The organism is Luteimonas rhizosphaericola (genome assembly GCF_029888045.1).
Lineage (GTDB): Bacteria > Pseudomonadota > Gammaproteobacteria > Xanthomonadales > Xanthomonadaceae > Luteimonas > Luteimonas rhizosphaericola.
Genome location: NZ_JARXRN010000015.1, coordinates 40552 through 67206, shown reverse-complemented (window position 1 = coordinate 67206; position 26655 = coordinate 40552). Strand labels below are relative to the sequence as shown.

Sequence of the window (26655 nt, the reverse complement as noted above, 5' to 3'; positions counted from 1 at the left end):
CGGGCGCGCGGCGGCGCGGTTGGGCGCATCGTGCGTCGCCGGCCCGGCGGCGCGGCAGAAGGTGGACGCCCTGCATGTCGAGTGATGCGCGCGGCTGCCGCATGACCGGGCGCGCGGCGGCGCGGTTGGCAGGCTCGCGTCTCCGTCCCGTGGCGGCGCACCCGCGGGAGGCATGATGGAGCCGTCCTTCTGGCACGACCGCTGGGAGAGCAACCGCATCGGCTTCCACCGCGACGCGCCGCTGCCGCTGCTCACCGCGCACTGGCGCTCGCTGGCACTGCCTGCGGGCAGCTGCGTCTGCGTGCCGCTGTGCGGCAAGTCGCTGGACATGGTCTGGCTGGCCGAACAGGGCCACCGCGTGCTCGGCATCGAACTCTCGACGCGGGCGGTCACGCAGTTCTTCGACGAACGCGGCCTGGCGCCGAGGGTGCATACGAGCGCGGCGGGCACGCATTACGTCTCCGGCCCGTGGGAACTGCTGGTCGGCGACGCGTTCGCCGTGCCCGCGGCCCTGCTCGCCGACTGCGCCGGCGTCTACGATCGCGCCGCATTGATCGCCCTGCCGCCGCAGCTGCGCGCGACCTACGCCGCGACGACGTGGGCGCGGCTGCCCGCGCAATGCCGCGGGCTGCTGGTGACCCTGGAATACCCGCAGCACGAGAAGTCCGGCCCGCCGTTCCCGGTTGCGGAGGACGAGGTGCGGGCGCGGTTCGAGGCGCAATGGACGGTGGCGCTGCTCGAACGCCGCGACATCATCGCCAGCGAGCCCTCGTTCCAGGCCGAAGGCGTGTCGGCGCTCTCGACGGCGGTGTATCGCGTCGCTCGCACTGCGCGCTGATCCGGCCGACCTCCGGCAGGTTCGCGCGTGGAAGCCGGTCCCGTGCAAGCCGATTCCGCGGAATGCGCGGCGTGAGGCGCCCTCGCCGCCTCGCACCAATCCCGCGCGCGCACTTCAGCCGTGCGGCGCGTCCTCGCCCATGCGCGACTGCAGGTAGTTCTCCAGCCCCACCATCGTGATCAGCCGCAGCTGCTGCTCCAGCCAGTAGGTGTGGTCTTCCTCGGTGTCCGACAGCTGCGCCACCAGCACCTGGCGGGTCACGTAGTCGCCATGCCGCTCGCACAGCGCCACGCCCTGGGCCAGGTTCTCGCGCACCTTGTATTCGAGGTCGAGATCCTTGCGCAGCATCTCCTCGACCGTGCCGCCCGGTTCGAACGCGTCCGGGCGCATGTCCGGCGTGCCTTCGAGGAACAGGATCCGGCGCAGCAGCGCGTCCGCATGCTGGGTTTCCTCCTCCATCTCGTGGTGGATGCGCGCGTACAGCGCGTGCAGCCCGAGGTCCTCGTAGCGGCGCGAATGCAGGAAGTACTGGTCGCGCGCGGCCAGCTCGCCGCGCAGCAGCAGGTTGAGGTAGTCGACGACTTCGGGATGGCCTTTCATGGCGCTCGGCGGGTGCGGGGACACGGTCATCGTGCCCGAAAGCGCCCGTCGATGTTCTAATCGGAATCAGTGTCAGTCGCAGCCCGATTCCCCGCGCACGCGGCGCGCGGCGGCCTGCGGCTCCGATCCGGTCCGGTCCATGGGGGTGTGCGTGCGCAAATGGTCCAGGCGCCTGCGGCTGTCCGCGATCGCGGCGCTCGCGTGCGCGCTGCTGGCGGCACTTGCGGCGTGGGGATTGCTGCGCGCCAGCCTGCCGCGGCTGGACGGCGAGGCGACGCTCGCGGGGCTGGCGGCACCGGTCCAGGTCCGGCGCGATGCGCTCGGGGTGGTGACCATCGATGCCGCCAGCGAACCCGACGCGCTGCGCGCCCTGGGCTACGTGCACGCGCAGGAGCGCTACTTCGAGATGGACCTGCTGCGGCGAACCGCCGCGGGCGAACTCTCGGCGCTGTTCGGGCCGGTGGCGCTCGACGTCGACCGCCGCCACCGCGTGCACCGGATGCGCGCGCGGGTCGCGGCACGGCTGGACGCGATCGCGGGCGCGCGGCGGCCGCTGCTGGACGCCTATGCCGAGGGCGTCAATGCCGGCCTGTCGGCGCTGCGCGTGCGGCCCTGGCCCTACCTGCTGCTGCGCCAGCGACCCCAGCCCTGGCATCCCGAAGACACGGCGCTGGCCGGCTATGCGATGTACTTCGACCTGCAGGATGCGTCCAACGCGCGCGAGCTGGCGATGTGGACCCTGCGGCCACACCTTCCGGAAGCGGTGTACGCGCTGCTCGCGCACCCGGGCAGCGATTGGGACGCGCCGCTGGCCGGAGAGCCGTTCGGCGATGCGATGCTGCCGGGCGCCGACGAGGTCGATCTGCGGCGCCTGCCGGCGCCGGCAGTCTCGAACACTGCAGCCGAGGGGGACGGCGGGAGGCGCGCCCAGGGGATGGCGCCCGGATCGCAGGCATCCCGCGTGCCCGCGCAGGCTCGCGTCGCGGCGATGGAGGTCGAAGCGGGCAATGGCCTGTTCGCCTCCACCCTGCCTCCTTCGGCGGCCGGCGATCTGCGCCCGGGCAGCAACAATTTCGCCGTTTCCGGCGCGCTGACGGCCGACGGCCGCGCCATCGTCGCCGACGACATGCACCTGGGGCTGCGGGCGCCGAACATCTGGTTCCGCGCCCGCCTGCGCTGGCCGGACGCGCGCGCGCCCGGCGGACGCGTCAACGTGCAGGGGCTCACCCTGCCAGGCCTGCCGGCGATCGTCGCCGGCAGCAATGGCCACGTCGCCTGGGGGTATACCAACAGCTATGCCGACACGCTGGACTGGGCGCTCGAACGCCCCTGCGCGGCGGAGGCCGCGCCCGGCTGCAGCCCGGCGACCGTGCACGCCGAACCGATCGCCGTTGCCGGCGCCGAGCCGGTGCCGTTCGAGGTGCACGAGACGCAGTGGGGGCCGGTGCTGCACACCCGGCCGGACGGCCAGGTGCTGTCGCTGCGCTGGACGGCGCACCTGCCCGGGTCGCTCGACCTGGGCCTGATGCAGTTCGCCTACGCCGGCTCTGTCGACGACGTACTGGCGCAGGCCGACCGCGCCGCAATCCCCACCCAGAACCTGGTGGTGGGCGATGCCGGCGGCGGGACCGCCTGGCGCCTCCTCGGCCCGCTGCCGGCCCGCGATGGCGATTGCCGGACACGGTTCCCGGCCGATGCGGACGCTCCGCAGCCCGCCGCGGCAGGCGTGCCCGACGCGGCTCGTGCGCGAGCGGCCTTGGAGCGGGCGCCCCCGGCTGACGCCGCGCCGCCTTGCGCCCCCTGGCCGAATGCGGCCGACGCCACGCCCGTCGTCCGCTCCCCGGCCGCCGACCGCCTGTGGACCGCGAACGCCCGCGTGGTGTCCGGCGAGGCGCTGGCGCGCATCGGCGACGGCGGCTACGCGCTCGGCGCGCGCCAGCGCCAGATCCGCGATCGCCTCCGTGAACGGCAACGATTCTCCGAGGCCGACCTGCTCGCCATCCAGCTCGACGACCGCGCCCTGCTGATGGCCCGCTGGCGCGACCTGCTGCGGTCGCTCGCGTCCGAACAGGGAGCGCCGGCACCGTTGCGCGCGCTCGCCGACGCGACCGCCGACTGGACCGGCCGCGCCAGCGTCGACTCGGCCGGCTACCGCATCGTGCGCGCCTGGCGCCAGGCGGTGCATGCGCGCCTACTCGACGGGCTCACCGCGCCCGCGCGCACTTCCCTTGGCGATGACTTCGTCATGCCCGACCTGCCCCAGTTCGAGGGCGTCGCCTGGCCGCTGGTGGAACAGCGGCCGGCACACCTGTTGCCGCGCGCGTTCGACAGCTGGCCGGCGCTGTTCGCCGACGCCGCGCGCGAGGTCCACGACGAACTCTCGGCCGCCGGCCCGCTGCACGCGCGCAGCTGGGGCGAACGCAACACCGCGGCGATCTGCCATCCGCTCGCGGGCGCCGTGCCCTTCGGCAAGCGGCTGCTGTGCATGCCGGCCGACCGCCTGCCGGGCGACGCGATGATGCCGCGGGTGCAGGGGCCGTCCTTCGGCGCCTCGCAACGGATGGTGGTCGCGCCCGGTCGCGAAGCCGACGGTATCCTGCATATGCCTGGCGGCCAGAGCGGCCATCCGCTCTCGCCGTTCTGGGGCGCCGGGCACGACGACTGGGTCCACGGCCGCGCGTCGCCATTCCTGCCCGGCCCGGCGCGGCACGCGCTGGTCCTGCAGCCCTGAACGCGCGCCGGCCTCCGCGCGCGCATCGCGCGTTCACCGCCGGCCTGCTAGCTTGGCGCCTCCCCCGCACCGTCCGCCGCCCCGACACGTGCATCCGCCTGACCTGCCCCTCCGGGTTTCCGCGTTCACTGACCCAAGAGCCACGAGTCCGCCCGCAGCCGCCGGGTTACGCATGATCGAATTCGGACACCTGACCCACGTCGGTCTGCGCCGCGAACTGAATGAAGACACCTATTACGGCGACAGCGAGCTGGGGCTGTGGCTGGTGGCCGACGGCATGGGCGGCCACGAATACGGGGAAGTCGCCAGCGCGCTTGCGCGCGAGACGATCGTGCGCGAGATCCGCCAGGGCACGCCGCTGTCGCAGGCGATCCGGATCGCGGACGAGGAGATCATCCGCGCCTCGCGCCAGCGCAACGACGCCTTGCCGATGGGCACGACGGTCGTCGCCGCGCGCGTGGTCGGCAACCGCTTCGAGGTGGCCTGGGTCGGCGACAGCCGCGCCTACCTGTGGCGCGACGGCAAGCTCGCCCAGCTCTCGCACGACCACAGCTACGTGCAGGAGCTCATCGCCCAGGGCGCGATCAGCCTCGACCAGGCCCGCAGCCACCCGCACCGCAACGTCGTCACCCAGGCGCTCGGCGTGACCGAGCCGCAGGCGCTCAATGTCGAAACCCTGTCGGGCGAACTGGCCCCGGGCTCGCAACTGCTGCTGTGCAGCGACGGGCTGACCGAGGAGGTCGACGACGGCGGCATTTCGCGGGTGCTGGCGCACACCGAGTGCAGCGCCCAGGAATGCGTCGACGGCCTGGTCGCCGCCGCGCTCGACGGCGGCGGCTCGGACAACGTCACCGTGGTGCTGGTCCGCAGCCACTGACGCGCTGCGGTCGCGCACACCGCGCCACGCTCAGGCGGTGGCGGCCACCGCCGGCCCGTCGCCCGACTCGACCAGGTCCCACAGGCTGCGCCCGGCCCTGCCGCGGATCGCCTCCACCCGCGCCAGGTGCAGCGCGCGGTCCTCTTCGGGTACGACCAGCACCGGACGCGGTCCCGACGGCGCCACCGGCACCACGGTCCTGCCGGCGGCCGTGCCCCGCTCGGGCGCGGCGAACCCGATCTCGCCCTGCCCGGCGGTCAGCGCCAGCCAGGCCTCGGCCAGCAGCTGGGCGTCGAGCAGCGCCCCGTGCAGCTGGCGGTGGGAGTTGTCCACGCCCAGGCGGCGGCACAGGGCGTCAAGCGAATTGCGCTGGCCCGGATAGCGCTGGCGCGCCAGTTCCAGCGAATCGAGCACGGTCACGCGATCGCGCAGGCGACCATAGCGCTCGCCGAGCAGCGACAGTTCGTGTTCCAGGAACCCCATGTCGAACGCGGCGTTGTGGATCACCAGTTCCGCGCCGTCGACGAACGCGAGGAACTCGTCCGCCACCTCGCCGAATCTCGGCTTGTCGGCCAGGAACTCCAGGGTCAGGCCGGTCACTTCCTGCGCCCCGGGCTCGAATTCGCGTCCGGGGTTGAGGTAGCGGTGGAACGTGCGGCCGGTCGGCCGGCGCTCGACCAGTTCGATGCAGCCGATCTCGACCACGCGATTGCCCTTGCGCCATTCCAGGCCGGTGGTTTCGGTGTCGAGGATGATGTGGCGCATGGTCGGTTCCGGGAATCGGTCGGTCGGGCGCGCGGGGTGCGCCGGGGAGTCGTGTCAGCCGTGCCGCATCGCGGGCGCGGAGACGGCCGCGGCGGCGCGCTGGCGCATCGCCTCGTCGCGCGCGAGCACGTCGACGCGCTCGTTGTCGGGATCGCCGGAGTGGCCCTTCACCCAGCGCCAGTCGATGGCGTGGCGCTGGCAGGCCGCGTGCAGGCGTTCCCACAGGTCGCGGTTCTTCACGGGGTCGCCGCCGGCGGTGCGCCAGTTGCGCCGGACCCAGTTCGGCATCCACTGGGTGATGCCCTGGCGCACGTACTGCGAGTCGGTGTAGAGCACCACCTCGCAGGGCCGGCTGAGCGTTTCCAGCGCGGCGATCGCGGCCATCAGCTCCATGCGGTTGTTGGTGGTCAGCGGTTCGCCGCCGACCACCTCGCGCTCCTTGTCGCCATAGCGCAGCAGCGCGGCCCAGCCTCCCGGGCCCGGGTTGCCGAGGCACGCCCCGTCCGTGTGAATCCCGACCTCGCTCATGCGGCGGCGGCGCCGGTGGGCATCGGCAGCGCGCGCCGCTGCCGCACCGGGGTCAGCGGGATCGCCCGCTTCTCCGCACGCAGCAGGTAGCCCGCGCGCAGGCCGGCGCCCTGCTGCGCCTGGGATGCCACCTGCACCCCCCAGGTCGGACCGAGCCCCTGCGACACGGGCTCGGGCGCCAGGCCGGCCTGGCGCAACCGCTTGCGCCAGGACAGCGGTTCCAGGGCGGTGAGGCCGCTGCCGCGCCAGCGCCAGCGGTAGGGCGCCAGCGGGTTGAGGACGAACAGCCACAGCCGGCCGCCGTTCACCAGCAGGCGCGCCGCCTCGTCCAGCAGATCGGCCCCGCATGGCCCGGATGGTCGCGCCACGTGCTGCAGCACCACCGCACCGAAGGCTTCGCTGGGCAGGGGCAGCGGCAGCGCGCAGGCGACCGGACCGGACCATTGCCCGGACGCATCCGGGTGCAGGCACAGGCCGCGCCCGGCGGACTCCGGGACCGGCTGGGCGACCGGACCGCACCACAGCCAGGGCAGGCCGGGCCGGTCGGTCAATGCATGGGCGACGGTGTCCCGTTCGCTGTCCAGCACCGCCCGCCCCGGGTCGGACCGGAACCAGGCGTGCGGGTCGGGGCCGGTTTGACGGGCCGGGAGAAGAGCGGGCATGGTCGCCATTCTATAGGTTCACCGGACCCGGACCCGATGCAGCCGACCCCGATCCCGGCCCTCTCCGACAACTACATCTGGTCGCTGGCGGACGACGACGGCGACTGGCTGCTGGTCGATCCCGGCGACGCCGACCCCGTCCTCGCCGCCTGCGGCGACCGCCCGCCACCCCGCGCGATCCTGCTGACCCACCACCACGCCGACCACATCGGCGGCGTGTCCGCCCTGGTGGCGCATTGGCCCGGCACGCCGGTCCACGCCCCGGCGGACCCGCGGATCGGCCATGCCGACCACCGCGTGGGTGACGGGGACCGGGTCACGGCGGGCCGCTGGGCGTTCGAGGTGCTGGCCACGCCGGGGCATACCGTGAGCCACATCGCATTCCACGGCCATGGCCTCTTGTTCTCGGGCGACACCTTGTTCAGCCTCGGCTGTGGTCGGCTGTTCGAAGGTACGCCCCGCGACATGCTGGGCTCCCTCGACCGGCTGGCCGCCCTGCCCGACCCGACCCTGGTCTGCTGCGGGCACGAGTACACGCTGGCCAACGCCGCCTTCGCGCGGGTGGTCGACCCCGACAATGCGGCGCTGCGGCGCCGCCATGCAAAGGCCACCACGATGCGCGACCACGCCCTGCCCACCCTGCCTTCGACCCTGGGCGAGGAGCGCGCCTGCAACCCGTTCCTGCGCATCGACGCGCCTGCCGTGCGCGCGGCCGTGGCCGCGCGCGCACCGGGGGCCGCCGGGGACCGGATCGAGGCCTTCGCCGAATTGCGGCGCTGGAAGGACGGCTTCCGCGCATGAGGGCGCGGGGACTCACGGCCGGTCTGGCGCTGCTGTGGGCGCTGGCCGGACCAGCCGGCGCGAGCGAGAAGCCGGCCGCGCCCGCGCCAGGCGCCGATGCGCCACTGCTGGCGGCCGCCGACGAAGCAGGCGGTGCGGGCGCCGACCCGCAGCGCGCCGCGGCCCCGACGGCCCCGGCGTCGGCCGGGTTGCCCGCCGCCGCGGACACGGCGGCGACCGGTCCGGCGCCGTCGCCTGCCGGCGACTCCATGCGCGACGCCGTCGCGGCGTCGCCGGCGCCGCCGGGCATGCGCAGCGGGATCGAGATCTACCGCAGCTTCCGCGACGGCCTCGCCGATCCGGTCTGCGAGCCCGGCGCCAGCGATCGCTGGCGGCACCATTTCGCCAACGCACCCGCGCAGCTCGCCTCCCCCGGCAGCGATGTGCTGCCGCTGTTCGGCTACGTGGTCGACCGGCTGCGCGAGGCCCACCTGCCGACCGAATTCGCCCTGATCCCGTTCGTCGAGAGCGGCTACCGCCCCGGCGCCCGCTCGTCCCAGGGCCCGGCCGGGCTGTGGCAGTTCATCTCGCTCACCGCGCGCAACCACAAGGTGCCGGTGCGCGCCGGTTACGACGGGCGGCTGTCGCCGGTGGAGTCCACCGAGGCGGCGGTGCGCTACCTCAAGACCCTGCACGGCATGTTCGCCGGCGACTGGCGGCTGGCGGTGATGGCCTACAACGCCGGTGAGTACCGGCTGCTGGGCGCCCTTCGCCGCGCCGGCCAGCGCCCGGCCGACGCCGATCCCGCGAGCCTGCCGATGCCGGCGATCAGCCTGTCCTACGTGCGCAAGCTGCATGCGCTGTCCTGCCTGCTTGAGGAGTCCGAGGATCGCGACGCCTGGCTGCAGGCGCTCGACCGACCGGTGCCGGTGCTGGCCGCAGCCGACGTGCCGGTGCAGTTGGCCTCGCTCGACGGAATCGCACGGCGCCACGGCGCCGACGTCGCCCAGCTGCGCCGGCTCAACCCGGTATTCGCTGATGGCCGCCTGGCGCGTTCGGCTGGCGACCGGGCACGCGTGCTGTTGCCGTCCGTCCAGGCCCAGGCCCTGCTCGCGGCGCATCCGCCGGCGGGCGCCGCGCCCGTGCAGGCGCCGGCGCGCGCGCTTGGCGTCGACGATCTGTCCGACGCGATGGCCGACGCCTCCGCCCACGTCGAACCGGCCGCGCGCACCCACGTGGTGGCCCGCGGCGAGTCCGCCTGGCGCATCGCGGCACGCTACGGCGTGCGCGTGGACGCGTTGCTCGCGCGCAACGGCCTGGATGCGCGCGGCGTCCTGCGGCCGGGCATGGAGCTGCAGATCGACCCGGCAGGATCCGACCCGGGGGCTGCCGCGGGCACCGTGGCAGAATAGCGACCGGTCCACATCGCGAGTTCTCCATGGGTTTCCTGCAAGGCAAGCGCGCACTCATCACCGGCATCGCCAGCCAGCGTTCGATCGCCAACGGCATCGCCGAGGCCATGCACCGCGAGGGCGCCGAACTGGCCTTCAGCTACCAGAACGAGAAGCTGAAATCGCGGGTGGAAGAGGTCGCGGCCAAGCTCGGCGGCGGACCGTCGTTCCCGCTCGACGTCACCGACGACGCCCAGATCGACGCCCTGTTCGCGGCCCTCGGCCAGCATTGGCCCGACGGCTTCGACATCCTGATCCACGCCATCGCCTACGCTCCGCGCGAGGCGATCGCCGGCGGGTTCCTCGACGGGCTGACGCGCGAGAACTTCGCCATGGCCCACGACATCTCGGCCTATTCGCTGTCGGCGCTGGCCAGGGGCGCGCGTCCTCTGATGCAGGGCCGCCAGGGCGCGATCCTGACCCTGAGCTACCTCGGCGCCGAGCGCGCGCTGCAGAGCTACAACGTGATGGGGGTGGCCAAGGCGGCGCTCGAGGCCAGCGTGCGCTATCTCGCGTTCAACCTCGGGCCGGAAGGCATCCGCGTCAACGCGATCTCGGCCGGGCCGATCAAGACCCTGGCAGCCGCCGGGATCGGTGGCTTCCGCAAGATCCTCGGCCACGTCGAGGCCAATGCGCCGATCCGCCGCACGGTGACGATCGAGGACGTGGGCAATGCGGCCGCGTTCCTGTGCTCGGACCTGGCCTCGGGCATCACCGGCGAAGTCACCTACGTCGATGGGGGCTACAACATCCTCGGCATGACCGGGCTCGACGAGAGCGAGTAGCCCGCCCCGCTCCGGCGCAGGCGCGCACCGCGCGCACTGCGGCGGACACGCCGCTGGCGCCGCGGATCCTGCTTCGGCCATCGCCCGCGCAAAGAAAAAAGCCCGGCCATGGCCGGGCTTTTTTTCGGAGCGGAATCTGCCGCCGGGCCGCTACAGATTCGACTCCAGCACCGTGACCTTCATCTGCCGGCGCAAGGCGCGCAGCAGCGTGTCGGCATCCTCGCGACCGGTCAGCGCGGCCATCTGCTCGCGGAACATGTCGCGCTCGGCCTCTTCCGCCTCGGCGACGTCGCCCGGCGTGACCTTCTGCACCGCGAACACCACCACGCTGCCGTCGTCCAGCGCCACCTTGCCGGGCGAGACCTTGCCTTCGGCCGGAACCGGCGCCTTGAAATACGCCTCCGTCGCCGTCGCGTCCGGCACCGGCGCCCCGCGTGGCACGCCCTGCACGTCGCGCACCTGGAGCGAACGCGCATCGGCCAGGGCCTGCAGCGCCTCGCCCGCGGCGACCTGCTCGACCAGCGCGTCGGCCTCGGCCTCGACCGCCTTGCGCGCGCGGTCGGCGCGGATGGCCGCGACCACCTGTTCGCGCGCCTCGCCGACGGTGAGCGCGCGCGCCGGCTCGTGCCGGGTGACGCGGATCACGACGCTGCGGTCCTGGTCGATCTCGATCGGATCGCTGACCGTGCCGTCCTGGATCAGGCTTTCGGAAAACGCCGCGCGCTGCACGGCGGGCAGCGCCACCACGCCCTCCCCCTCGCCCCGCGCGATCGGCCCGGCGGTGCGCACCTCGAGCTTCGCCTGCGCGGCGGCGGCCGCGAGTTCGGTCGGGTTGCGGTAGACCTGGTCGACGAACGCGCCCACCAGGTCGTTGAACGCGCGTTCGCGTTCGGCCTGCGCCGCTTCGGTCGCCAGGGTCTCGCGCACCTGCTCGAACGGCACCTGCTGTCCGCTGCGCACCTCGCGCACCTGGATCACGTGCCAACCGAAGGGGCTGCGCACGGGCTCGGAGACGGTGCCCGCCTGCGCGGCGAACACCGCGTCCTCGAACGGCTTGACCATGCTGCCGTCCTGGCGGATCCAGCCCAGGTCGCCGCCATTCTCGGCAGACCCGGGATCGCCGGGGTTGGCGCGCGCGAGCGCCGCGAAGTCGGCGCCATCCTGGCGCGCCTGCGCCGCGAGCGCGGCAGCCTTCTCGCGCGCCTGCGCCTGCGCCGCCTCGTCGGCATCTTCGGCCAGCGGCACCAGGATGTGCGAGACCAGCCGCTGCTCGGGCTCCACGAAGCGGGCCCTCTCCTGCTCGTAGCGCTGGCGCAGTGCCGCTTCGTCGGGGGCCGCGACGGCGGGCAGCGCGCCGGCGTCGATCTCCACGTACTCCAGCGTCACCCGCTCGGGCGCGCGATACTCGGCGCGGTGCGCCTCGTACCAGGCCTGGATGTCCTGCGCGCTGACCGCACCCGTGTCGGGCGCCGGCGCCGGCAGCACCACGAACGACACGTCGCGGCGCTCGCCGAGCAGCCGCATCATGCGCTCGGTTTCGCCGGGGGTGGTGAACGCCGAACGCGCCACCTGGCCGGCGAGCAGCGAGGCCTGCAGGTCGTCGCGCACCATTTCCTGGAACCCCTGCGGCGTGTAGCCCTGCGACTGCAGCGTCAGCAGGTAGCGCTGCTGGTCGAACTCGCCGTCGACCTGGAACGCAGGGATGCCGTTGATCGCCTCGCGCACGCGGGTATCGCCGACCACCATGCCGTCGCGCTGCGCGGCCAGCTGCATGACCCGGCGGTCGATCAGCGCCTCGAGCACCTCGCGCTTGGCCTCGGGCGACTCGAACGCGCGTGCATCGAACCGCTCGCCCTCCACCTGCCGCCGCCGCTGGCGCTCGTTCTCGAACGCCTCGCGGAACTCCTCCGGCGTGACTTCCACCGACTCCCAGGCGAACTTGCGCACCAGCCACCAGTCCGGCGCCGAACGCCACCACGATGGCTGCACCTCGACCTTGGCCGCGTAGTTGGAGCCGCTCTGGAACAGGTACTGCTCCATGCCGAAGAAGGCGAACGGGATGGCGAGGAGCGCGACGATGACGATCGCGATCCAGCCGGACATCTTTTCTCGCAGGGTCTGCAGCATGGGCGAGGCGGCTGTGGGACGTAGCCGCACAGTTTAACCGCATGGCGGCAGGCAGGCGCGGCGGAGCGCCAGGCCAGAGCCGGGGAGCGGCCGCGGCGAATGGTCCGGACGGCGCTGCCGGAGGGGCCGTCGAAAGCCGCGACGGACGGCAAACCGGGTCGACGCCGGACAAAAAAAAGCCCCGCATTTCTGCGGGGCTTTTTGCTTTTATCCAATGGCGGAGCGGACGGGACTCGAACCCGCGACCTCCGGCGTGACAGGCCAGCATTCTAACCAGCTGAACTACCGCTCCGCGCCTTGAAACCTGTGTGCGGTTCCAGCGTCCCCCCGATGGTGGGTGCTGAGGGTTTCGAACCCCCGACCCTCTCCGTGTAAAGGAGACGCTCTACCGCTGAGCTAAGCACCCGCGAGGGAACTCAGGAGCCGATCAGTTTACAGCATCCTTCAGCGCCTTGCCAGCCTTGAACACCGGATTGTTGGAGGCCGGGATCTGCAGCGGTTCCTTGGTCCGCGGGTTCAGGCCGGTCCGCGCCGCGCGCGCCTTGACCGAGAAGGAACCGAAGCCGACCAGGTTGACGGCATCGCCGCGCTTGAGGGCCGCGGTGACCGCATCGATCATCGCGTCGAGCGCGCGGCCCGCGTCGGCCTTGGACAGTCCCGCCTTGTCGGCGACCTGGTCGATCAATTCACTCTTGTTCACTGGCATTTGGACACTCCGTGTGCGGGCGCGCGGCCCGCCTTGCTGGGAGACCGGAATCGTCCACGGGGAATCCCGCGACGTCGTCCGGCCTGAGGATGAATGCACGAATCCGCCGCATTTTACGCGCAGCGGCTTCCGAATACGACCTCGAAACGCGGAATCGCCCCGCGGCCGGCCGCCGCCGGCGCGGGAGGATTGCGTTTCGTGAGATCTGCGTGAAACGGGCTCAGTGCTTGACGTCGGTTCCCGACGGCGCCTTGTCCTTGCGACGGCGCACCACGGCGCCGCGCGTCGCCCGTGGCGCCGCGGCGGGCCGCGTCCCGTTTCCCGTCAGCGGACGCTCGAGCGCGAGATCGAGCACCTCGTCGATCCACTTCACCGGGACGATCTCGATGTGGTCGGTGACGTTGGCCGGAATGTCCGCCAGGTCCTTGCGGTTCTCTTCGGGAATGATGACCGTGGTGATGCCGCCGCGCAGCGCGGCAAGCAGCTTCTCCTTCAGCCCGCCGATCGCGGTCACCTTTCCGCGCAGGGTGATCTCGCCGGTCATCGCCACGTCGGCCCGTACCGGCACCTTGGTCAGCGTCGACACCAGGGCGGTGGTCATCGCGATGCCCGCGCTGGGGCCGTCCTTCGGCGTCGCGCCATCGGGCACGTGCACGTGCACGTCCTGCTTCTGCAGGAAGTCCACGTCGATGCCGAGGCGCTCGGTGCGCGCGCGCACCACCGACAGCGCCGCCGATGCGGATTCCTTCATCACGTCGCCGAGCTGGCCAGTCAGGATCAGGTTGCCCTTGCCCGGCACCAGGGTGGACTCGATCTGCAGCAGGTCGCCGCCGACTTCCGTCCACGCCAGCCCGGTGACCATGCCGATCTCGTTGTCCTGCTCCGCGCGACCGAAGTCGAACCGGCGCACGCCGAGGTACGCATCCAGGTTGTCGGAATCGACCTTGATCGTCTTCGGCTTGGCCTTGCCCTTGAGCGGTCCCGCAAGCGCGATCTGCTTGACCACCTTGCGGCAGATCTTCGCGATCTCGCGCTCCAGGTTGCGCACCCCGGATTCGCGCGTGTAGTAGCGCACGATGTCCTGGATCGCCCCGGCCGCGATCGCCAGTTCGCCTTCGCGCAGGCCGTTGGCCTTGACCTGCTTGGGGACGAGGTAACGCGTGGCGATGCTGATCTTCTCCTCCTCGGTGTAGCCGGGGATGCGGATCACCTCCATGCGGTCGAGCAGCGGGCCGGGGATGTTGAGCGAATTGGACGTGGCGACGAACATCACCTCGGACAGGTCGAGGTCGACCTCGAGGTAGTGGTCGTTGAAGGCGTTGTTCTGCTCGGGATCCAGTACCTCGAGCAGCGCCGAGGACGGATCGCCGCGGAAGTCCATCGACATCTTGTCGATCTCGTCCAGCACGAACAGCGGATTCTTCGTCCCGGTCTTGTTGAGGTTCTGCACGATGCGGCCAGGCATCGAACCGACGTAGGTACGGCGGTGGCCGCGGATCTCGGCCTCGTCGCGCACGCCGCCCAGGCTCATGCGCACGAACTTGCGGTTGGTGGCCTTGGCGATCGACTGGCCAAGCGAGGTCTTGCCCACGCCGGGCGGTCCGACCAGGCACAGGATCGGGCCCTTCATCTGGCGCACGCGCGACTGCACCGCGAGGTATTCCAGGATGCGGTCCTTGACCTTCTCCAGGCCGTAGTGGTCGGCGTCGAGCGTGTCCTGCGCGGCCTTGAGGTCCTTGCGCACCTTGCTGCGCTTCTTCCACGGCACGCCCAGCAGCCAGTCGAGGTAGTTGCGCACCACCGCGGCCTCGGCCGACATCGGCGACATCTGCTTGAGTTTGTTGAACTCGTTCTTCGCCTTGGTCTCGACCGCCTTGGGCATGCCGGCCTCCGCGATCCTGCGCGCGAGTTCCTCGACGTCGTTGGGCGCGTCGTCGATCTCGCCCAGCTCCTTCTGGATCGCCTTCATCTGTTCGTTGAGGTAGTACTCGCGCTGCGACTTCTCCATCTGCGACTTCACGCGGCCGCGGATGCGCTTCTCCATCTGCTGCACGTCGATCTCGCCGTCGACCAGGCCGACCAGCAGCTCCAGGCGTTCGGCGGTGTCCACGGTCTCGAGCAGGCGCTGCTTCTCGGCCAGGCGCACGCCCAGGTGCGCGGAGACGATGTCGGCCAGCCGGCCCGGTTCGTCGATGCCCGACAGCGTCTGCATCAGCTCGGGCGGCAGCTTGCGATTGGTCTTGACGTACTGCTCGAACAGCGACACCAGCGAACGCGCGATCGCCTCGGTCTCGCGCGGCTCGCGGCTCTCGACCGGGTCGACCACGTGGCCGACGCCGGCGAGGGTACCGTCGACCTCGCGCACCTGCGAGACGGTCACGCGCGACACGCCTTCCACCAGGACCTTGATCGTGCCGTCGGGCAGCTTCAGCAGCTGCAGCACCTGCGCCAGGGTGCCGATGGCGTACAGGTCCTCGGCCTCGGGATCGTCGGTCTCGGCGGACTTCTGCGCGACCAGCAGGATGCGCTTGTCGGCCTCCATGGCGATGTCGAGCGCGCGGATCGACTTGTCCCGGCCGACGAACAGCGGGATCACCATGTGCGGAAATACCACCACGTCGCGCAGCGGCAGGACGGGCAGTTCGAGCGATTCGCTACGGGGTCGGGTCATGGCAGGGGTCCAGGGCAGCAGGTGGGCGCCGCACGCCAGGCGCGGGCCGGATTGGGTCCGTTATGGGGCCCGGCAGCGGACGATGCAAGCGCCGGACCACGAACGCAGCTTTCCGGCGCCAGGCGGCGGCGGAAAGGGTTCAGCCGGGGGCTGCTGCGGGCGCCCGGGCGGGCGCCGCGGGATCACTCGGCGGACGCGACCTTGGGCGCGGGCGCCGGGGTCTGGTAGATCAGGTAGGGATCGGACTTGTGTTCAATCACCGACTCGTCCACCACCACCTTGCTCACGTTCTCGAGCGAGGGCAGTTCGTACATCGTGTCGAGCAGCACCGACTCGACGATCGTGCGCAGGCCGCGCGCGCCGGTCTTGCGCTTGATCGCCTTCTTGGCGATCGCGCTGAGCGCGTCGGGGCGGAACTCGAGCTCCACGCCTTCCATCTCGAACAGCTTGCGGAACTGCTTGCTGATCGCGTTCTTGGGCTCGGTGAGGATCTTGATCAGCGCCGCCTCGTCCAGTTCCTCGAGCGTGGCGACCACCGGCAGGCGGCCGACGAACTCGGGGATCAGGCCGAACTTGATCAGGTCCTCCGGCTCGACCTGGGCCAGCACCTTGCCGGTCTCGGTCTTGCGTTCGGAGCTCTTGAGCTTGGCGCCGAAGCCGATGCCGCTGGCATCGGTGCTGCGCTGCTGGATGATCTTGTCCAGGCCGGCGAACGCACCGCCGACGATGAACAGGATGTTGCGGGTCTCGACCTGCAGGAATTCCTGCTGCGGATGCTTGCGCCCGCCCTGCGGCGGCACGCTGGCGGTGGTGCCCTCGATCAGCTTCAGCAGCGCCTGCTGCACGCCCTCGCCGGACACGTCGCGGGTGATCGACGGGTTCTCGGACTTGCGCGAGATCTTGTCGATCTCGTCGATGTAGACGATGCCCTGCTGCGCCTTCTCGACGTCGTAGTCGCACTTCTGCAGCAGCTTCTGGATGATGTTCTCGACGTCCTCGCCCACGTAGCCGGCCTCGGTCAGCGTGGTGGCGTCGGCGATTGTGAACGGCACGTTGAGCAGGCGCGCCAGGGTCTCGGCCAGCAGCGTCTTGCCCGACCCGGTGGGGCCCACCAGCAGGATGTTCGACTTCGCCAGTTCGACGTCGTCGTTCTTGCTGCGGCTCTCGATGCGCTTGTAGTGGTTGTAGACGGCGACCGCCAGCGTGCGCTTGGCGCGCGTCTGCCCGATCACGTACTGATCGAGCACCTCGAGGATTTCCTTGGGCTTGGGCAGCGAGCTGCGCGCCGACTGGGCCTTCTCCTCGAGCTCCTCGCGGATGATGTCGTTGCACAGCTCGACGCACTCGTCGCAGATGTACACGCTCGGGCCCGCGATCAGCTTCCGAACCTCGTGCTGGCTCTTCCCGCAGAACGAGCAGTAGAGGATCTTGTTGCTGTCGCCGGTACGGCCCTGACGGTCTTCGCTCATGCCTGGATCTGTCTTGCTGCTGCGGTTACGGATCGAGAATAGCACAGCGCCCGGCGGCGCAAGCCCTGCCCCACCGGAACACCATTTTCGTTTTCAATCAATTGCTTAGGCCGGCTGGATCGACTCTTCCGGACGCCGCTCCAGGACCTGGTCGACCAGCCCGTACTCACGGGCGGCCTCCGCGCTCTTGAAGTTGTCGCGTTCGGTGTCGCTGGCGATGGTCTCGATCGACTGGCCGGTGTGGCGGGCCAAGATCTCGTTCAGGCGCTGCTTCATCGACAGGATCTCACGGGCGTGGATGTCGATGTCGGTCGCCTGGCCCTGGAAGCCGCCCAGCGGCTGGTGGATCATCACCCGCGAGTTCGGCAGCGCGTAGCGCTTGCCGGCCGCGCCGGACGCCAGCAGCAGCGCGCCCATGCTGGCCGCCTGGCCGACGCAGATCGTGCTCACGTCGGGCTTGATGAACTGCATGGTGTCGTAGATCGCCATCCCCGCGGTGACGATGCCGCCGGGCGAGTTGATGTACAGGTTGATGTCCTTCTCGGGGTTCTCCGCCTCGAGGAACAGCAGCTGGGCGACGATCACGTTGGCCATGTAGTCGTCGATGCCGCCGACCAGGAAGATCACGCGCTCCTTCAGCAGCCGCGAATAGATGTCGTAGGCGCGCTCGCCGCGGCTGGTCTGTTCGACCACCATCGGAACGAGGTTGAGGGCCTTGGTGTCGTAGCTGCTCATGGGGTCTTGGTTCCTGCTCTCGTGACGCGGGTTGGACGCCTGGACCGGGCGGGCGGTTCCCGGCGGACCGGGACCCGGCCTACGGGGAGATGGCTTCCTGGAAGCTCAGCTGCTGCCCGGTATGCTGGGCGCGTTCGGCGATCCAGTCGATCACCTGCTCCTCCATCACCCGGTTCTGCAGTCCCGACATCAGCTGGGGGTCGTTGCGGTACAAGTCAATGACCTGCTGCGGCTCCTCGTAGGTCGAGGCGATCAGGCGCAGGTGCTCGTTCAGGCGCTTGGGGTCCAGGCGCAGCTCATTGCGGCGCGCGACCTCGCCCACCAGCAGGCCGACCAGCACGCGCTTGCGCGCGGCGTCCATGAAGTTCAGGTGCGCGTCGGCCGGCACCTCGCCCGGGTTGCGCCCGGCGCGGCGGGCCTGCTCGACCTGCTGCGACAGCATCCCGCGGGCCTCGGCCTCCACCAGCTTCGGCGGCAGCTCGACGTGGGCATAGGCCGCCACCAGCTGCTCGCCGACCTCGCGGCGCAGGCGGTTCATCAGCGCCCCCTTGAGCTCGCGCTCGAGGTTGGTCCGGATGTCGGCGCGGAACTGGTCCATCTCGCCGCTCTTGACGCCGAAGCTGCGGATGAAGGTCGCATCGACCTCCGGCAGCTGCTGCTCGGACACGCGCTCGGCCTTGACGTGCACGGTCGCGGTCTTGCCGGCCAGGGCCGGTACCCGCCAGTCGGCCGGGAACGTCACCTCGACGGTCTTCTCGCCCCCGGCTTCGATCCCGACCAGGGCATCCTCGACGTCCTTGAACATGCCGCCCGACCCGAGCACGGTCGCGCCGCGCTCCACGCCCTCGGCGGGCAGGCGCTGGTCGCCGACCTGCGACCAGGTCTCCACGTCGACCGCGTCGCCGGCCTGCGCCGGGCGCGTGACCGCGCTCCAGCTGCGGCGCTGCTGGCGCAGGTTCTCGATCATCCGGTCGATGTCTTCCTCGGTGACCTCGGAGGTGTGGCGCACCACGCTGAGGCTGGAGACGTCGATCTCGCCGAAGTCAGGCACCACTTCGAAGGTGGCCACGTAGGCCAGTTCGCCCTCGTCCTTCTCCTCGCTGGGCTCGATCCGCGGCTGCCCCGCCAGGCGCAGCTCGTTGCTGCGCACGGCCTCGTCGAAGCCCTCGCGCAACAGGCCGTCGAGGACCTCCGCGCGGACCTGCTGGCCATAGCGCTGCTCGATCACCTTCGCCGGCACCTTGCCGGGACGGAACCCCTTGATGCGGGCGGTGCGCGCGATCTCGCGCAGGCGGCCGCCGACCTGGGTTTCGAGCCGCTCCGAGGGCAGGCGGAACGTCAGGCGGCGCTCGAGGCTGCCAAGGGATTCGACCGACACTTGCATTTGACTTCGACTCCTGCCGCGCGGCGCGGGCCGCGACTTGTGGTTCCGGATGGTGGGCCGGACGCGTCCCATGGCCTGCGACGCAGGCCGGGCGTGGCCGGCAGAACGGGATATTTTGGCCGAATCACGGGCGCGGTGCCAGCGCGAGCGGCCGATGCGGCCCGCGGCGGCCCCTTGGACGCCGCCATCCCGGGTCGAGCGGGCGGTGGAGGCGGCATCCCGACCCAGGCTGGGTCTTCCCATGACAGTCGCTGAAGCTGCGCCGGCACGAGGCGGACTGGCGCCCCGGCCAGCGCGAGGGCTGGCGGTCCGCCCGGTTCTGCAGCTCCCGAAGGTCCTGCGCTCGCCAGCGCTCGCGAGCTGGTCGCGCCGCTGACCCCTTTGCGCGGGCTGGGCTGGTGCGAAAGGGGGGACTCGAACCCCCACGCCTTGCGGCACTGGAACCTAAATCCAGGGCGTCTACCAATTCCGCCACTTTCGCGCGCCGCAATCTTAACGCCGCGATGCGCCGGCGGCCGCGCCGCGGGCCGCACCAACGAAAACGCCCGGCCGAAGCCGGACGTCTCGTCGAACTGGTGGGCCGTCAAGGGTGAGCCGGGGCGCTGGCGAACCGCAGGTTCGCGACCCGGGGAACGCCACGCGCCGTGCGCGTGGCCGGGCCTGCGCAGCAGGCGAACCGCAGGTTCGAATCCCGCGGCGCATCCGCATAACGAAAACGCCCGGCCGAAGCCGGGCGTCTCGTCGAACTGGTGGGCCGTCAAGGATTCGAACCTTGGACCTATTGATTAAGAGTCAACTGCTCTACCAACTGAGCTAACGGCCCGCAAAACGGGTGCACATTGTAACAAACATGTGCGCTCCGGCAAGCACCCGAAGGCAACCGCCGGAGGGGTGAAATGGGGTGGCTGAGGGGACTCGAACCCCCGACATCTGGAATCACAATCCAGGACTCTAACCAACTGAGCTACAGCCACCACAGGAACTACACAGGATACCCGAGTCCCGCCTCCGCGCCTGCCCCCGCACGCTGCTGCATGCGAAACGCCTGGCGCGCCCGGCAGGACTCGAACCTGCAACCACCGGCTTAGAAGGCCGGTGCTCTATCCGGTTGAGCTACGGGCGCCTGCGCGCATGATAGCCGTCCCGGACGGGACACGATGGTCGGGGTAGAGGGATTCGAACCCCCGACATCCTGCTCCCAAAGCAGGCGCGCTACCAGACTGCGCTATACCCCGGCCGGTGACGAGCGGTCGTTCGATCCGAACCCGCGCCGGCCCTGTGGTCCAGCGGGGTGGGCCATTGTCCGGAGGGGGTCGAGCGGTGTCAACGCGCCGCAGCGCCCCGTCCCCGGCGCCGCGGGCGTTCACGGCGGTGTATCCTGAAGTCCGGCTCCATCGTCCAGGTGCAGGCACCCATGCGCAGCGGCAATCCGGTTCTCAAAGAATCCACCTTCCTCGACCTCGGCAGCGGCGCCGTCGTCTCGCGCGACGGCGAGGCGATGACGCTCAACGGGACGGTCAACAAGACCGGCTTCCTGCTGTTGCTGACCGTCATGACCGCCGCGTTCGCCTGGACCCAGGCGCTCGGTCCGGACGGCACGCCCGCGCCGGGCTTCTCGGTGTACGTGTGGGGCGGCGCGATCGGCGGGCTGGTGCTGGCCATCGTCACCGCGTTCAAGAAGGAATGGTCGCCGGTCACCGCGCCGCTGTATGCGCTGGTGGAGGGCTTCTTCCTCGGTGCGATCTCGGCGCTGTACAACCACCTGTACGAAGGCATCGTGATGCAGGCGGTGATGCTGACCTTCGGCACCCTGTTCGCGCTGCTGTTCGCCTACCGCACCGGCCTGGTCAAGGCCACCGAGAACTTCAAGCTGGGCGTGGTGGCGGCCACCGGCGGCATCGCCCTGGTCTACCTGGCCACGATCGTGCTGGGCATGTTCGGCATCCAGATCCCGCTGATCCACGAAAGCGGCCTGGTCGGCATCGGCTTCAGCCTGTTCGTGATCGTGATCGCGGCCCTGAACCTGGTCCTGGACTTCGATTTCATCGAGAGCGGCGTCGAGCACGGCGCGCCGAAGTACATGGAGTGGTACGGCGCGTTCGGCCTCCTGGTGACCCTGGTGTGGCTGTACATCGAGTTTCTGCGCCTGCTGGCGAAGCTGCAGTCGCGCGACTGAGGCGACTTTGCGGCAGGGGTGATGGGAAGGGCGCCAATGGCGCCCTTCCCTGTTTCAGGCCTGCCCTTCCGCAGCCAGCGCCCTGCGCGGCCAGGCGATGAAGGCGATCGCGACCAGCGCCAGCAACCAGCAGTACCAGACCCGACCGGCCAGCGCGAACGACGACACGCCCGCCAGCGACGCGGCCAGCAGCAGTTGTGCGCCGTAGGGCAGCAGCCCCTGCGGCACGCAGGCGAAGATGTCGAGCACGCTCGCCGCGCGCCGCGGGCTGATGCCGTGGCGCCGGGCGATGTCGCGCGCCACGCTGCCGCCGACCAGGATCGCGACGGTGTTGTTGGCGGTGAACACGTCGGCGGTGCCCGCCAGCGCGGCGATGCTGAATTCCCCGGTGCGGCGGCCGCGGTGTCCGCGCGCGAACCGCGCGATCGCGCCCGACAGCCAGTCGAGGCCGCCGGCCGCCTTCATCAGCGCGCCGAGCCCCCCGACCAGCAGCGACAGCAGCAGGATCTCGGTCATGCCCTCGAACCCGGTCCAGATGTCGGCGGCCAGCCCGGCGGCACCGTAACCAGGCGCCAGGCCGAAGCCGAACGCGGCCGCCGTCACGATGCCGATCGACAGCACCAGCAGCACGTCCAGGCCCGCCAGCGCCAGGGCCAGCACCAGCAGGTACGGCACCGTGAGCCACGGCGTGGTCGAGCGGACCGGCTCCACCGGCGCGGGCTCGCCTGCCAGACCGAGTAGCACCATCGTCGCCAGCGCGGCCGGCAGTGCGATGCGGAAGTTCTCGCGGAATTTGTCGCGCATGCGCGCGCCCTGGGTGCGCGTGGCGGCGATGGTGGTGTCCGAGATCACCGACAGGTTGTCGCCGAACATCGCGCCGCCCACCACCGCGCCCACCACCAGCACGCGGTCGAGCCCGGCGGCGTCGGCCACGCCCACGGCGATCGGCACCACGGCCGCGATCGTGCCCATCGAGGTGCCGATGGCGAGCGACACCGCGCCCGCGACCGCGAACAGGCCGGGCAGCAGCAGCGCCGGCGGCAGCGTGTTCACGCCCAGGGCGACCACGGCGTCGACCGCGCCGATCGCGCGCGAGACCTGCGCGAACGCCCCCGCGAGCAGGAAGATCAGGCACATCAGCACGATGCCCGGATCGCCCATGCCGCGCAGCAGCGTCTCGACCGCCCCGAGCCGGCGCCGCCAGGCGATGAACGCCGCCAGCGCCAGGGCCGGCAGGATCGCGACCGGCGCGCGCAGCTGGTAAAAGCCCATGGCCTCGCCCTGACCGGTGAAGTACAGGCCCGCGCCGAAGAACAGCGCGAGGAACAGCAGCAGCGGCGTCAGCGCCAGCGCGCCGGAACGGTCGTCCATCGGGAACCCAGCGGAAAAGAGGGGCTGATTGTGCGACGCCGCGCGAAAGACGTCATGCCCGCAGCCGGCATGAGGCCAGTCCGGACGGGCATGAAGCGGGGATGCGCACCACGCGGGAGGCGCTCCCGGCAGGCGCCAGCGCGGCGGACAGCGCCCCGGCCCCGCCGGCACCACGACCGTGGCCGGCGCGACGGCCCGGCGCTTCATCGGTCCCGCGACCGCACCGCCGCAGCGGGCCCGGCTCGCGCCGCGTTCGCGTGACGCCCGACCGCAACGCGGACGGGGCGCCGAAGCGCCCCGTCCGTGTCCGATCCGGAACCGCCGGTCAGGTCCTGCCGGCGATCGCCTTGGCGAACGACATCGTGGTGCCGGTGCCACCGAGATCGGGGGTCAGGTTGTCCTGCGCCTCGAGCGTGGCCACGATCGCCTTGCGCAGGCGCGTGGCATCGTCCGGCTTGCCGATGTGGTCGAGCAGCTGCGCCGCGCCCAGCAGCAGCGCGCAGGGATTGGCCTTGCCCTGGCCGGCGATGTCCGGCGCGGTGCCGTGCACGGCCTCGAAGATCGCCGCGTCCTTGCCGATATTCGCGCCGGGCGCCAGGCCCAGGCCGCCGACCAGTCCCGCGCACAGGTCGGAAATGATGTCGCCGAACAGGTTGGTGGTGACGATGATGTCGAACTGCTCCGGGCGCATCACCAGCTGCATGCAGGTGTTGTCGACGATCATCTCGTTGCATTCGATCTCGGGGTACTGCGCGGCCACCTCGCGCGCCACCTTCAGGAACAGGCCCGACGTGGTCTTGAGGATGTTGGCCTTGTGCACCACGGTGACTTTCTTGCGGCCGGTGCTGCGGGCCAGGTCGAACGCGTAACGCACGATGCGCTCGGAGCCCTTGCGGGTGACCTTCTGCAGCAGGGTCGCGGTCTCGCCGTCCTCGGTGATCGTCTGGCCTTCGCCGATGTAGGCGCCCTCGGTGTTCTCGCGCACCGTGATCAGGTCGACCCCGCTGGGGAAGCGCGATTTCGTGTTGGGGAACGACTTGGCCGGGCGCACGTTCGCGTACAGGTCGAAACGCTTGCGCAGCTCGACGTTGATCGAGGAAAAGCCTTCGCCCACCGGCGTGGTGAGCGGGCTCTTGAGCGCGATGCGGGTGCGGCGGATCGAATCCATCGTCGCCTGCGGCAGCAGCTCGCCGTGCTTCTCCAGCGCCACCAGGCCGGCATCGGCCTCTTCGTAGGCGAGGCCCACGCCCATCGCGTCGAGCACGTACAGGGTGGCGTCCATGATCTCCGGGCCGATGCCGTCGCCGCGGATGACCGTGATTGTCTGCGTCATGTAGGGGAGTTCCCTGCGGAAAGACGCCGCGCGAGTGGCGCGGCGTGGAAATAGTTCAAACTGAAATTATGCCCGAAACCGGGCCGGCACCCCAGCCGGGCTCCGCCGGCGCGCGCCCGCGTCAGCCGCCGGCGTGGTCGTGCGGCACGGGCGCGTCGCCCTCGCCCTGCTCGAGCCGGTCGAGGAAATCGACCGCGCGCCGCAGGTGCGGGATCACGATGCTGCCGCCCACCACCAGCCCGACCGAGAACGTCTCGAAGAATTCATCGCGGCGCACGCCCGCCTCGCGGCACTGGGCCACGTGGTAGGCGATGCAGTCGTCGCAGCGCAGCACCAGGGACGCGACCAGGCCCAGCAGTTCCTTGGTCTTCACGTCCAGCGCCCCGGCCTGGTAGGTCTGGGTGTCGAGCGCGAAGAAGCGCCGCACCACCTGGTTGGGCTCGGCCAGGATGCGGTCGTTCATGCGCTTGCGGAACTCGGTGAATTCGCGCACGCGGTCGGCGTCGCCGGCATCCGGGGCATCGGAGTCCATCGCGCTCATGCGTCGCGTCCATCCGTGGCCGGCTGCAGCAGGGCGTCGAAACGGCCCGCGCGATGCAGCGCCATCATGTCGTCGTAGCCGCCCACATGAACGTCGCCGACGAAGATCTGCGGCACCGTGCTGCGTCGCGTCCGCGCGACCATGCGCTCGCGTTCGGCCGGGTCGAGGTCGATGCGGACCTCGTCCCATTCCAGCCCGCGGCTGCGCAGGAAGGTCTTGGCGGCCACGCAATAGCCGCAGATCGCGCTCGTGTACAGGGTGATGGGGGGCTGAGCGGTCCCCGGCGCGGTGTCCTGGTCCATCGTCGGGAACCTCGAGTGCGAAGATGGGTCGAATGGTGGCCGCCGCCGCGCCGCTTTTCCACCTCCACGGACGAAACGCTGCGGCCGATTAACACCGGATTCACTCGCATGCGGGGGCCGCCCTGCATGCTTGCCCGACTGCCCGCCCGAGCCGCCCATGCCCCTGCGCATCGCCCGTCACGCCCCGCTGCTGCTCACGGCCCTGCTGTTGGTGCTGGTCGCCAGCGTGAGTGCTCCCGCGCAGGAGAACCGCCTGCCCGACATCGGTTCGTCCGCCGGCAGCGTGCTCGGGCCGGCCCAGCAGTCCGAATACGGCCGCATGATGCTGGCGCAGCTTCGCCATTACGGCTACGTGCTCGAGGACCCGCTGGTGGACGGCTGGCTGCAGGCCACCGGCACCCGTCTGGGCGCAGCCAGCGACGACCCCGAACAGCGCTTCACCTTCTTCATGATGAAGGACCGCAGCATCAATGCCTTCGCCACGCTGGGCGGCTACATCGGCATGAACGCGGGGCTGGTGCTGGCGGCCGAGACCGAGGACGAAGTGGCGGCCGTGCTCGGGCACGAAGTGGCGCACGTCACCCAGGCGCATGTGCTGCGCAGCGTCGAGCGCGCCCAGCGCGACTCCATCCCGATCCTGCTGGCGATGCTGGGCGCGATCGCGGTCGCGCAGAGCGCCGGCGGCAACTCGTCCGACGACGCGGCGATGGCCGCGGTGGCCAGCGCCCAGGGCCTGATGGCCCAGCGCCAGATCAACTACACCCGCTCCAACGAATCGGAAGCCGACCGCATCGGCATCCGCACCCTCGCGCGCAGCGGCTACGAACCCATCGCCATGGCCAGCATGTTCGAGCGCATGCAGGCGGCCTCGCGCACCAACCAGGGCGGCGCACGCGAGCGCCTGCCCGACTACCTGCGCACCCACCCGGTCACCACCACCCGCATCAGCGAGGCCAAGGACCGCGCCGAGCGGCTCCCCGGCGGCTCGGTGACGGGCACGGTCTCCACGCCCGGCGCGCGACGCACCGAACGCATCCCGATTGACGGCGTGGTGGTGCCCGATGGGCTGCGCGCGGGCGACAACCCCCTCCTGCCGACGGGGCTGAGCCTCGGCGGCGGCGGATTCGACCCCGGCCAGCGCCGCGTCTTCGGCTGGGCACGCGAGCGCCTGCGCGTGCTCAGCGCGAACACGCCCGATGCGGCGATCCGCGAATACGAGCGCCTGGCTACCGCCGGCCCGCTCGACGACGCCCAGCGCTACGGCCTGGCGGTCGCGCAGGTGCGTGCCGGCCGCGGCGAGCCGGCGGCTCTCGCGCTGGCGGACCTGCTCGAGCGCCACCCGGGTGACGTCTGGCTCGAGATCGGCCTGGCCGAAGCCGAAGCGCACGCCGGGCGGCACGCCGCCGCCGACCGTCGATTCGAGGCGCTGCTCGACCGGATGCCGCGCCACCCGGCGGTGGCCCTGGGCTACGCCGACATCCTGGTGGCGCGCAACACGCCCGAGGCCGGGCGCCGGGCGCAGGAAGTGCTGCGTCCGCTGATGTCGGGCAGCGGCAGCGAACCCGCGTTCCAGCGCACCTTCGCCCGCGCCAGCGAGATCGCCGGCGACCCGGTGCGCGCCGGCGAAGCCTGGGCCGAGGCCGCCTACCTGAGCGGGCGCGAAGAACAGGCCCTGGTCCAGCTCAACACGCTCAAGAAGCGCGAGGACCTGGACTACTACGCCCGGGCGCGGATCGACGCCCGCATCGCCCAGATCACCCCGGTGGTGCTCGAACTGCGGCGCCAGGGCATCCGCGATCCGGACCTGCACCGCCGGCGCTGAC

The 26655-nt window shown here is 71.1% G+C and carries 22 protein-coding genes and 7 tRNA genes; 8 read left to right on the top strand and 21 right to left on the bottom strand.

The window, feature by feature from the left end; genetic code table 11:
- The first annotated feature begins 175 nt into the window (after nt 1-175).
- Nucleotides 176-838, top strand: coding sequence for a thiopurine S-methyltransferase (locus QFW80_RS01265; RefSeq protein WP_280599153.1), 663 nt, complete (start codon nt 176-178; stop codon nt 836-838).
- Between the two features lie 114 nt (nt 839-952).
- On the opposite strand, the gene bfr is transcribed toward QFW80_RS01265, so the two are convergent.
- Entirely contained in the window at nt 953-1438 is a 486-nt protein-coding gene (gene bfr, locus QFW80_RS01260) for a bacterioferritin (protein WP_280599152.1), read from the bottom strand.
- A 139-nt stretch (nt 1439-1577) separates the two neighbouring features.
- Here bfr and QFW80_RS01255 point away from each other — a divergent pair, with 139 nt between their 5' ends.
- Nucleotides 1578-4169, top strand: coding sequence for a penicillin acylase family protein (locus QFW80_RS01255; RefSeq protein WP_425603478.1), 2592 nt, complete (start codon nt 1578-1580; stop codon nt 4167-4169).
- 172 nt (nt 4170-4341) lie between these two features.
- Nucleotides 4342-5046, top strand: coding sequence for a PP2C family protein-serine/threonine phosphatase (locus tag QFW80_RS01250; protein WP_280599151.1), 705 nt, complete (start codon nt 4342-4344; stop codon nt 5044-5046).
- 30 nt (nt 5047-5076) lie between these two features.
- Here the strand turns inward: QFW80_RS01250 and dnaQ are convergent, their stop codons facing one another.
- The 3 genes from dnaQ to QFW80_RS01235 are packed head-to-tail and all read right to left on the bottom strand — an operon-like array spanning nt 5077 to nt 7001.
- On the bottom strand, nt 5077-5811 hold the full coding sequence (dnaQ, locus tag QFW80_RS01245) for a DNA polymerase III subunit epsilon (protein ID WP_280599149.1): 735 nt from the start codon (nt 5809-5811) through the stop codon (nt 5077-5079).
- A 54-nt stretch (nt 5812-5865) separates the two neighbouring features.
- Nucleotides 5866-6339 (bottom strand): ribonuclease HI, encoded by a 474-nt coding sequence (gene rnhA / locus QFW80_RS01240; RefSeq protein WP_280599148.1) that lies wholly within the window; start codon nt 6337-6339, stop codon nt 5866-5868.
- On the bottom strand, nt 6336-7001 hold the full coding sequence (locus QFW80_RS01235; protein ID WP_280599146.1) for a hypothetical protein: 666 nt from the start codon (nt 6999-7001) through the stop codon (nt 6336-6338). Before QFW80_RS01235 ends, rnhA begins: the two co-directional genes overlap by 4 nt.
- 36 nt (nt 7002-7037) lie before the next feature.
- Here QFW80_RS01235 and gloB point away from each other — a divergent pair, with 36 nt between their 5' ends.
- Genes gloB through QFW80_RS01220 form a run of 3 tightly spaced genes read left to right on the top strand, consistent with a single transcriptional unit; the run spans nt 7038 to nt 10017 of the window.
- Nucleotides 7038-7802 carry a hydroxyacylglutathione hydrolase gene (gloB, locus tag QFW80_RS01230; protein WP_280599144.1) on the top strand — a complete coding sequence of 255 codons (765 nt, stop codon included), beginning with the start codon at nt 7038-7040 and terminating at the stop codon, nt 7800-7802.
- Nucleotides 7799-9193 carry a lytic transglycosylase domain-containing protein gene (locus QFW80_RS01225; protein ID WP_280599142.1) on the top strand — a complete coding sequence of 465 codons (1395 nt, stop codon included), beginning with the start codon at nt 7799-7801 and terminating at the stop codon, nt 9191-9193. Before gloB ends, QFW80_RS01225 begins: the two co-directional genes overlap by 4 nt.
- Before the next feature lie 26 nt (nt 9194-9219).
- The gene (locus QFW80_RS01220; protein ID WP_280599141.1) at nt 9220-10017 is read left to right on the top strand and encodes an enoyl-ACP reductase FabI; all 798 of its coding nucleotides are present in this window, start codon (nt 9220-9222) and stop codon (nt 10015-10017) included.
- Nucleotides 10018-10167: 150 nt separating this feature from the next.
- On the opposite strand, the gene QFW80_RS01215 is transcribed toward QFW80_RS01220, so the two are convergent.
- The 13 genes from QFW80_RS01215 to QFW80_RS01155 all read right to left on the bottom strand — a co-directional run bounded on the left by QFW80_RS01215 (nt 10168) and on the right by QFW80_RS01155 (nt 20344).
- The gene (locus QFW80_RS01215) at nt 10168-12144 is read right to left on the bottom strand and encodes a SurA N-terminal domain-containing protein (RefSeq protein WP_280599139.1); all 1977 of its coding nucleotides are present in this window, start codon (nt 12142-12144) and stop codon (nt 10168-10170) included.
- 215 nt (nt 12145-12359) lie between these two features.
- Nucleotides 12360-12436: transfer RNA gene (locus QFW80_RS01210), tRNA-Asp, on the bottom strand.
- 39 nt (nt 12437-12475) lie between these two features.
- A tRNA-Val gene (locus tag QFW80_RS01205) sits at nt 12476-12550 on the bottom strand.
- A 21-nt stretch (nt 12551-12571) separates the two neighbouring features.
- Nucleotides 12572-12844, bottom strand: coding sequence for an HU family DNA-binding protein (locus tag QFW80_RS01200; protein WP_149104022.1), 273 nt, complete (start codon nt 12842-12844; stop codon nt 12572-12574).
- Nucleotides 12845-13070: 226 nt separating this feature from the next.
- On the bottom strand, nt 13071-15521 hold the full coding sequence (lon, locus tag QFW80_RS01195) for an endopeptidase La (RefSeq protein ID WP_280599137.1): 2451 nt from the start codon (nt 15519-15521) through the stop codon (nt 13071-13073).
- Between the two features lie 182 nt (nt 15522-15703).
- Complete coding sequence (gene clpX, locus QFW80_RS01190) at nt 15704-16990, bottom strand: ATP-dependent Clp protease ATP-binding subunit ClpX (RefSeq protein WP_280599136.1); 1287 nt, start codon at nt 16988-16990, stop codon at nt 15704-15706.
- 105 nt (nt 16991-17095) lie between these two features.
- Nucleotides 17096-17725 (bottom strand): ATP-dependent Clp endopeptidase proteolytic subunit ClpP, encoded by a 630-nt coding sequence (clpP, locus tag QFW80_RS01185; protein ID WP_280599135.1) that lies wholly within the window; start codon nt 17723-17725, stop codon nt 17096-17098.
- A gap of 79 nt (nt 17726-17804) precedes the next feature.
- Nucleotides 17805-19109, bottom strand: coding sequence for a trigger factor (gene tig, locus QFW80_RS01180; RefSeq protein ID WP_280599133.1), 1305 nt, complete (start codon nt 19107-19109; stop codon nt 17805-17807).
- 396 nt (nt 19110-19505) lie between these two features.
- Nucleotides 19506-19590: transfer RNA gene (locus QFW80_RS01175), tRNA-Leu, on the bottom strand.
- Nucleotides 19591-19856: 266 nt separating this feature from the next.
- A tRNA-Lys gene (locus QFW80_RS01170) sits at nt 19857-19932 on the bottom strand.
- 74 nt (nt 19933-20006) lie between these two features.
- Nucleotides 20007-20083, bottom strand: a tRNA-His gene (locus tag QFW80_RS01165).
- Nucleotides 20084-20155: 72 nt separating this feature from the next.
- Nucleotides 20156-20232 (bottom strand) — tRNA-Arg (locus QFW80_RS01160).
- 35 nt (nt 20233-20267) lie between these two features.
- Nucleotides 20268-20344, bottom strand: a tRNA-Pro gene (locus tag QFW80_RS01155).
- 179 nt (nt 20345-20523) lie between these two features.
- On the opposite strand from QFW80_RS01155, the gene QFW80_RS01150 reads away from it, so the two are divergent.
- A complete protein-coding gene (locus QFW80_RS01150; RefSeq protein ID WP_280599132.1) occupies nt 20524-21285 on the top strand; it encodes a Bax inhibitor-1/YccA family protein in 762 nt (253 codons plus the stop codon).
- 54 nt (nt 21286-21339) lie between these two features.
- On the opposite strand, the gene QFW80_RS01145 is transcribed toward QFW80_RS01150, so the two are convergent.
- The 4 genes from QFW80_RS01145 to grxC form a co-directional block, all read right to left on the bottom strand.
- Entirely contained in the window at nt 21340-22656 is a 1317-nt protein-coding gene (locus tag QFW80_RS01145) for a Na+/H+ antiporter NhaC family protein (protein ID WP_280599130.1), read from the bottom strand.
- Nucleotides 22657-22981: 325 nt separating this feature from the next.
- On the bottom strand, nt 22982-23989 hold the full coding sequence (locus tag QFW80_RS01140; protein ID WP_280599128.1) for an isocitrate dehydrogenase: 1008 nt from the start codon (nt 23987-23989) through the stop codon (nt 22982-22984).
- A gap of 121 nt (nt 23990-24110) precedes the next feature.
- Nucleotides 24111-24521, bottom strand: a complete 411-nt coding sequence (locus QFW80_RS01135) for a carboxymuconolactone decarboxylase family protein (protein WP_280599158.1) — start codon at nt 24519-24521, stop codon at nt 24111-24113.
- A gap of 5 nt (nt 24522-24526) precedes the next feature.
- Entirely contained in the window at nt 24527-24832 is a 306-nt protein-coding gene (gene grxC / locus QFW80_RS01130; protein ID WP_280599127.1) for a glutaredoxin 3, read from the bottom strand.
- Nucleotides 24833-24989: 157 nt separating this feature from the next.
- On the opposite strand from grxC, the gene QFW80_RS01125 reads away from it, so the two are divergent.
- Nucleotides 24990-26654 (top strand): M48 family metalloprotease, encoded by a 1665-nt coding sequence (locus tag QFW80_RS01125; protein WP_280599125.1) that lies wholly within the window; start codon nt 24990-24992, stop codon nt 26652-26654.
- The last annotated feature ends 1 nt before the right edge of the window (nt 26655 follow it).

Excerpts from the sequence above, each read along its gene's own strand:
- QFW80_RS01225 (WP_280599142.1), top strand. The coding sequence starts at position 7,799 with ATGAGGGCGCGGGGACTCACGGCCGGTCTGGCGCTGCTGTGGGCGCTG.
- QFW80_RS01235 (WP_280599146.1), bottom strand. The coding sequence starts at position 7,001 with ATGCCCGCTCTTCTCCCGGCCCGTCAAACCGGCCCCGACCCGCACGCC.
- gloB (WP_280599144.1), top strand. The coding sequence starts at position 7,038 with ATGCAGCCGACCCCGATCCCGGCCCTCTCCGACAACTACATCTGGTCG.
- grxC (WP_280599127.1), bottom strand. The coding sequence starts at position 24,832 with ATGGACCAGGACACCGCGCCGGGGACCGCTCAGCCCCCCATCACCCTG.
- bfr (WP_280599152.1), bottom strand. The coding sequence starts at position 1,438 with ATGAAAGGCCATCCCGAAGTCGTCGACTACCTCAACCTGCTGCTGCGC.
- QFW80_RS01145 (WP_280599130.1), bottom strand. The coding sequence starts at position 22,656 with ATGGACGACCGTTCCGGCGCGCTGGCGCTGACGCCGCTGCTGCTGTTC.
- tig (WP_280599133.1), bottom strand. The coding sequence starts at position 19,109 with ATGCAAGTGTCGGTCGAATCCCTTGGCAGCCTCGAGCGCCGCCTGACG.
- QFW80_RS01140 (WP_280599128.1), bottom strand. The coding sequence starts at position 23,989 with ATGACGCAGACAATCACGGTCATCCGCGGCGACGGCATCGGCCCGGAG.
- QFW80_RS01150 (WP_280599132.1), top strand. The coding sequence starts at position 20,524 with ATGCGCAGCGGCAATCCGGTTCTCAAAGAATCCACCTTCCTCGACCTC.
- QFW80_RS01255 (WP_425603478.1), top strand. The coding sequence starts at position 1,578 with ATGGGGGTGTGCGTGCGCAAATGGTCCAGGCGCCTGCGGCTGTCCGCG.
- dnaQ (WP_280599149.1), bottom strand. The coding sequence starts at position 5,811 with ATGCGCCACATCATCCTCGACACCGAAACCACCGGCCTGGAATGGCGC.
- QFW80_RS01265 (WP_280599153.1), top strand. The coding sequence starts at position 176 with ATGGAGCCGTCCTTCTGGCACGACCGCTGGGAGAGCAACCGCATCGGC.
- QFW80_RS01135 (WP_280599158.1), bottom strand. The coding sequence starts at position 24,521 with ATGGACTCCGATGCCCCGGATGCCGGCGACGCCGACCGCGTGCGCGAA.
- QFW80_RS01250 (WP_280599151.1), top strand. The coding sequence starts at position 4,342 with ATGATCGAATTCGGACACCTGACCCACGTCGGTCTGCGCCGCGAACTG.
- clpP (WP_280599135.1), bottom strand. The coding sequence starts at position 17,725 with ATGAGCAGCTACGACACCAAGGCCCTCAACCTCGTTCCGATGGTGGTC.
- QFW80_RS01220 (WP_280599141.1), top strand. The coding sequence starts at position 9,220 with ATGGGTTTCCTGCAAGGCAAGCGCGCACTCATCACCGGCATCGCCAGC.
- QFW80_RS01215 (WP_280599139.1), bottom strand. The coding sequence starts at position 12,144 with ATGCTGCAGACCCTGCGAGAAAAGATGTCCGGCTGGATCGCGATCGTC.
- clpX (WP_280599136.1), bottom strand. The coding sequence starts at position 16,990 with ATGAGCGAAGACCGTCAGGGCCGTACCGGCGACAGCAACAAGATCCTC.
- QFW80_RS01125 (WP_280599125.1), top strand. The coding sequence starts at position 24,990 with ATGCCCCTGCGCATCGCCCGTCACGCCCCGCTGCTGCTCACGGCCCTG.
- rnhA (WP_280599148.1), bottom strand. The coding sequence starts at position 6,339 with ATGAGCGAGGTCGGGATTCACACGGACGGGGCGTGCCTCGGCAACCCG.
- lon (WP_280599137.1), bottom strand. The coding sequence starts at position 15,521 with ATGACCCGACCCCGTAGCGAATCGCTCGAACTGCCCGTCCTGCCGCTG.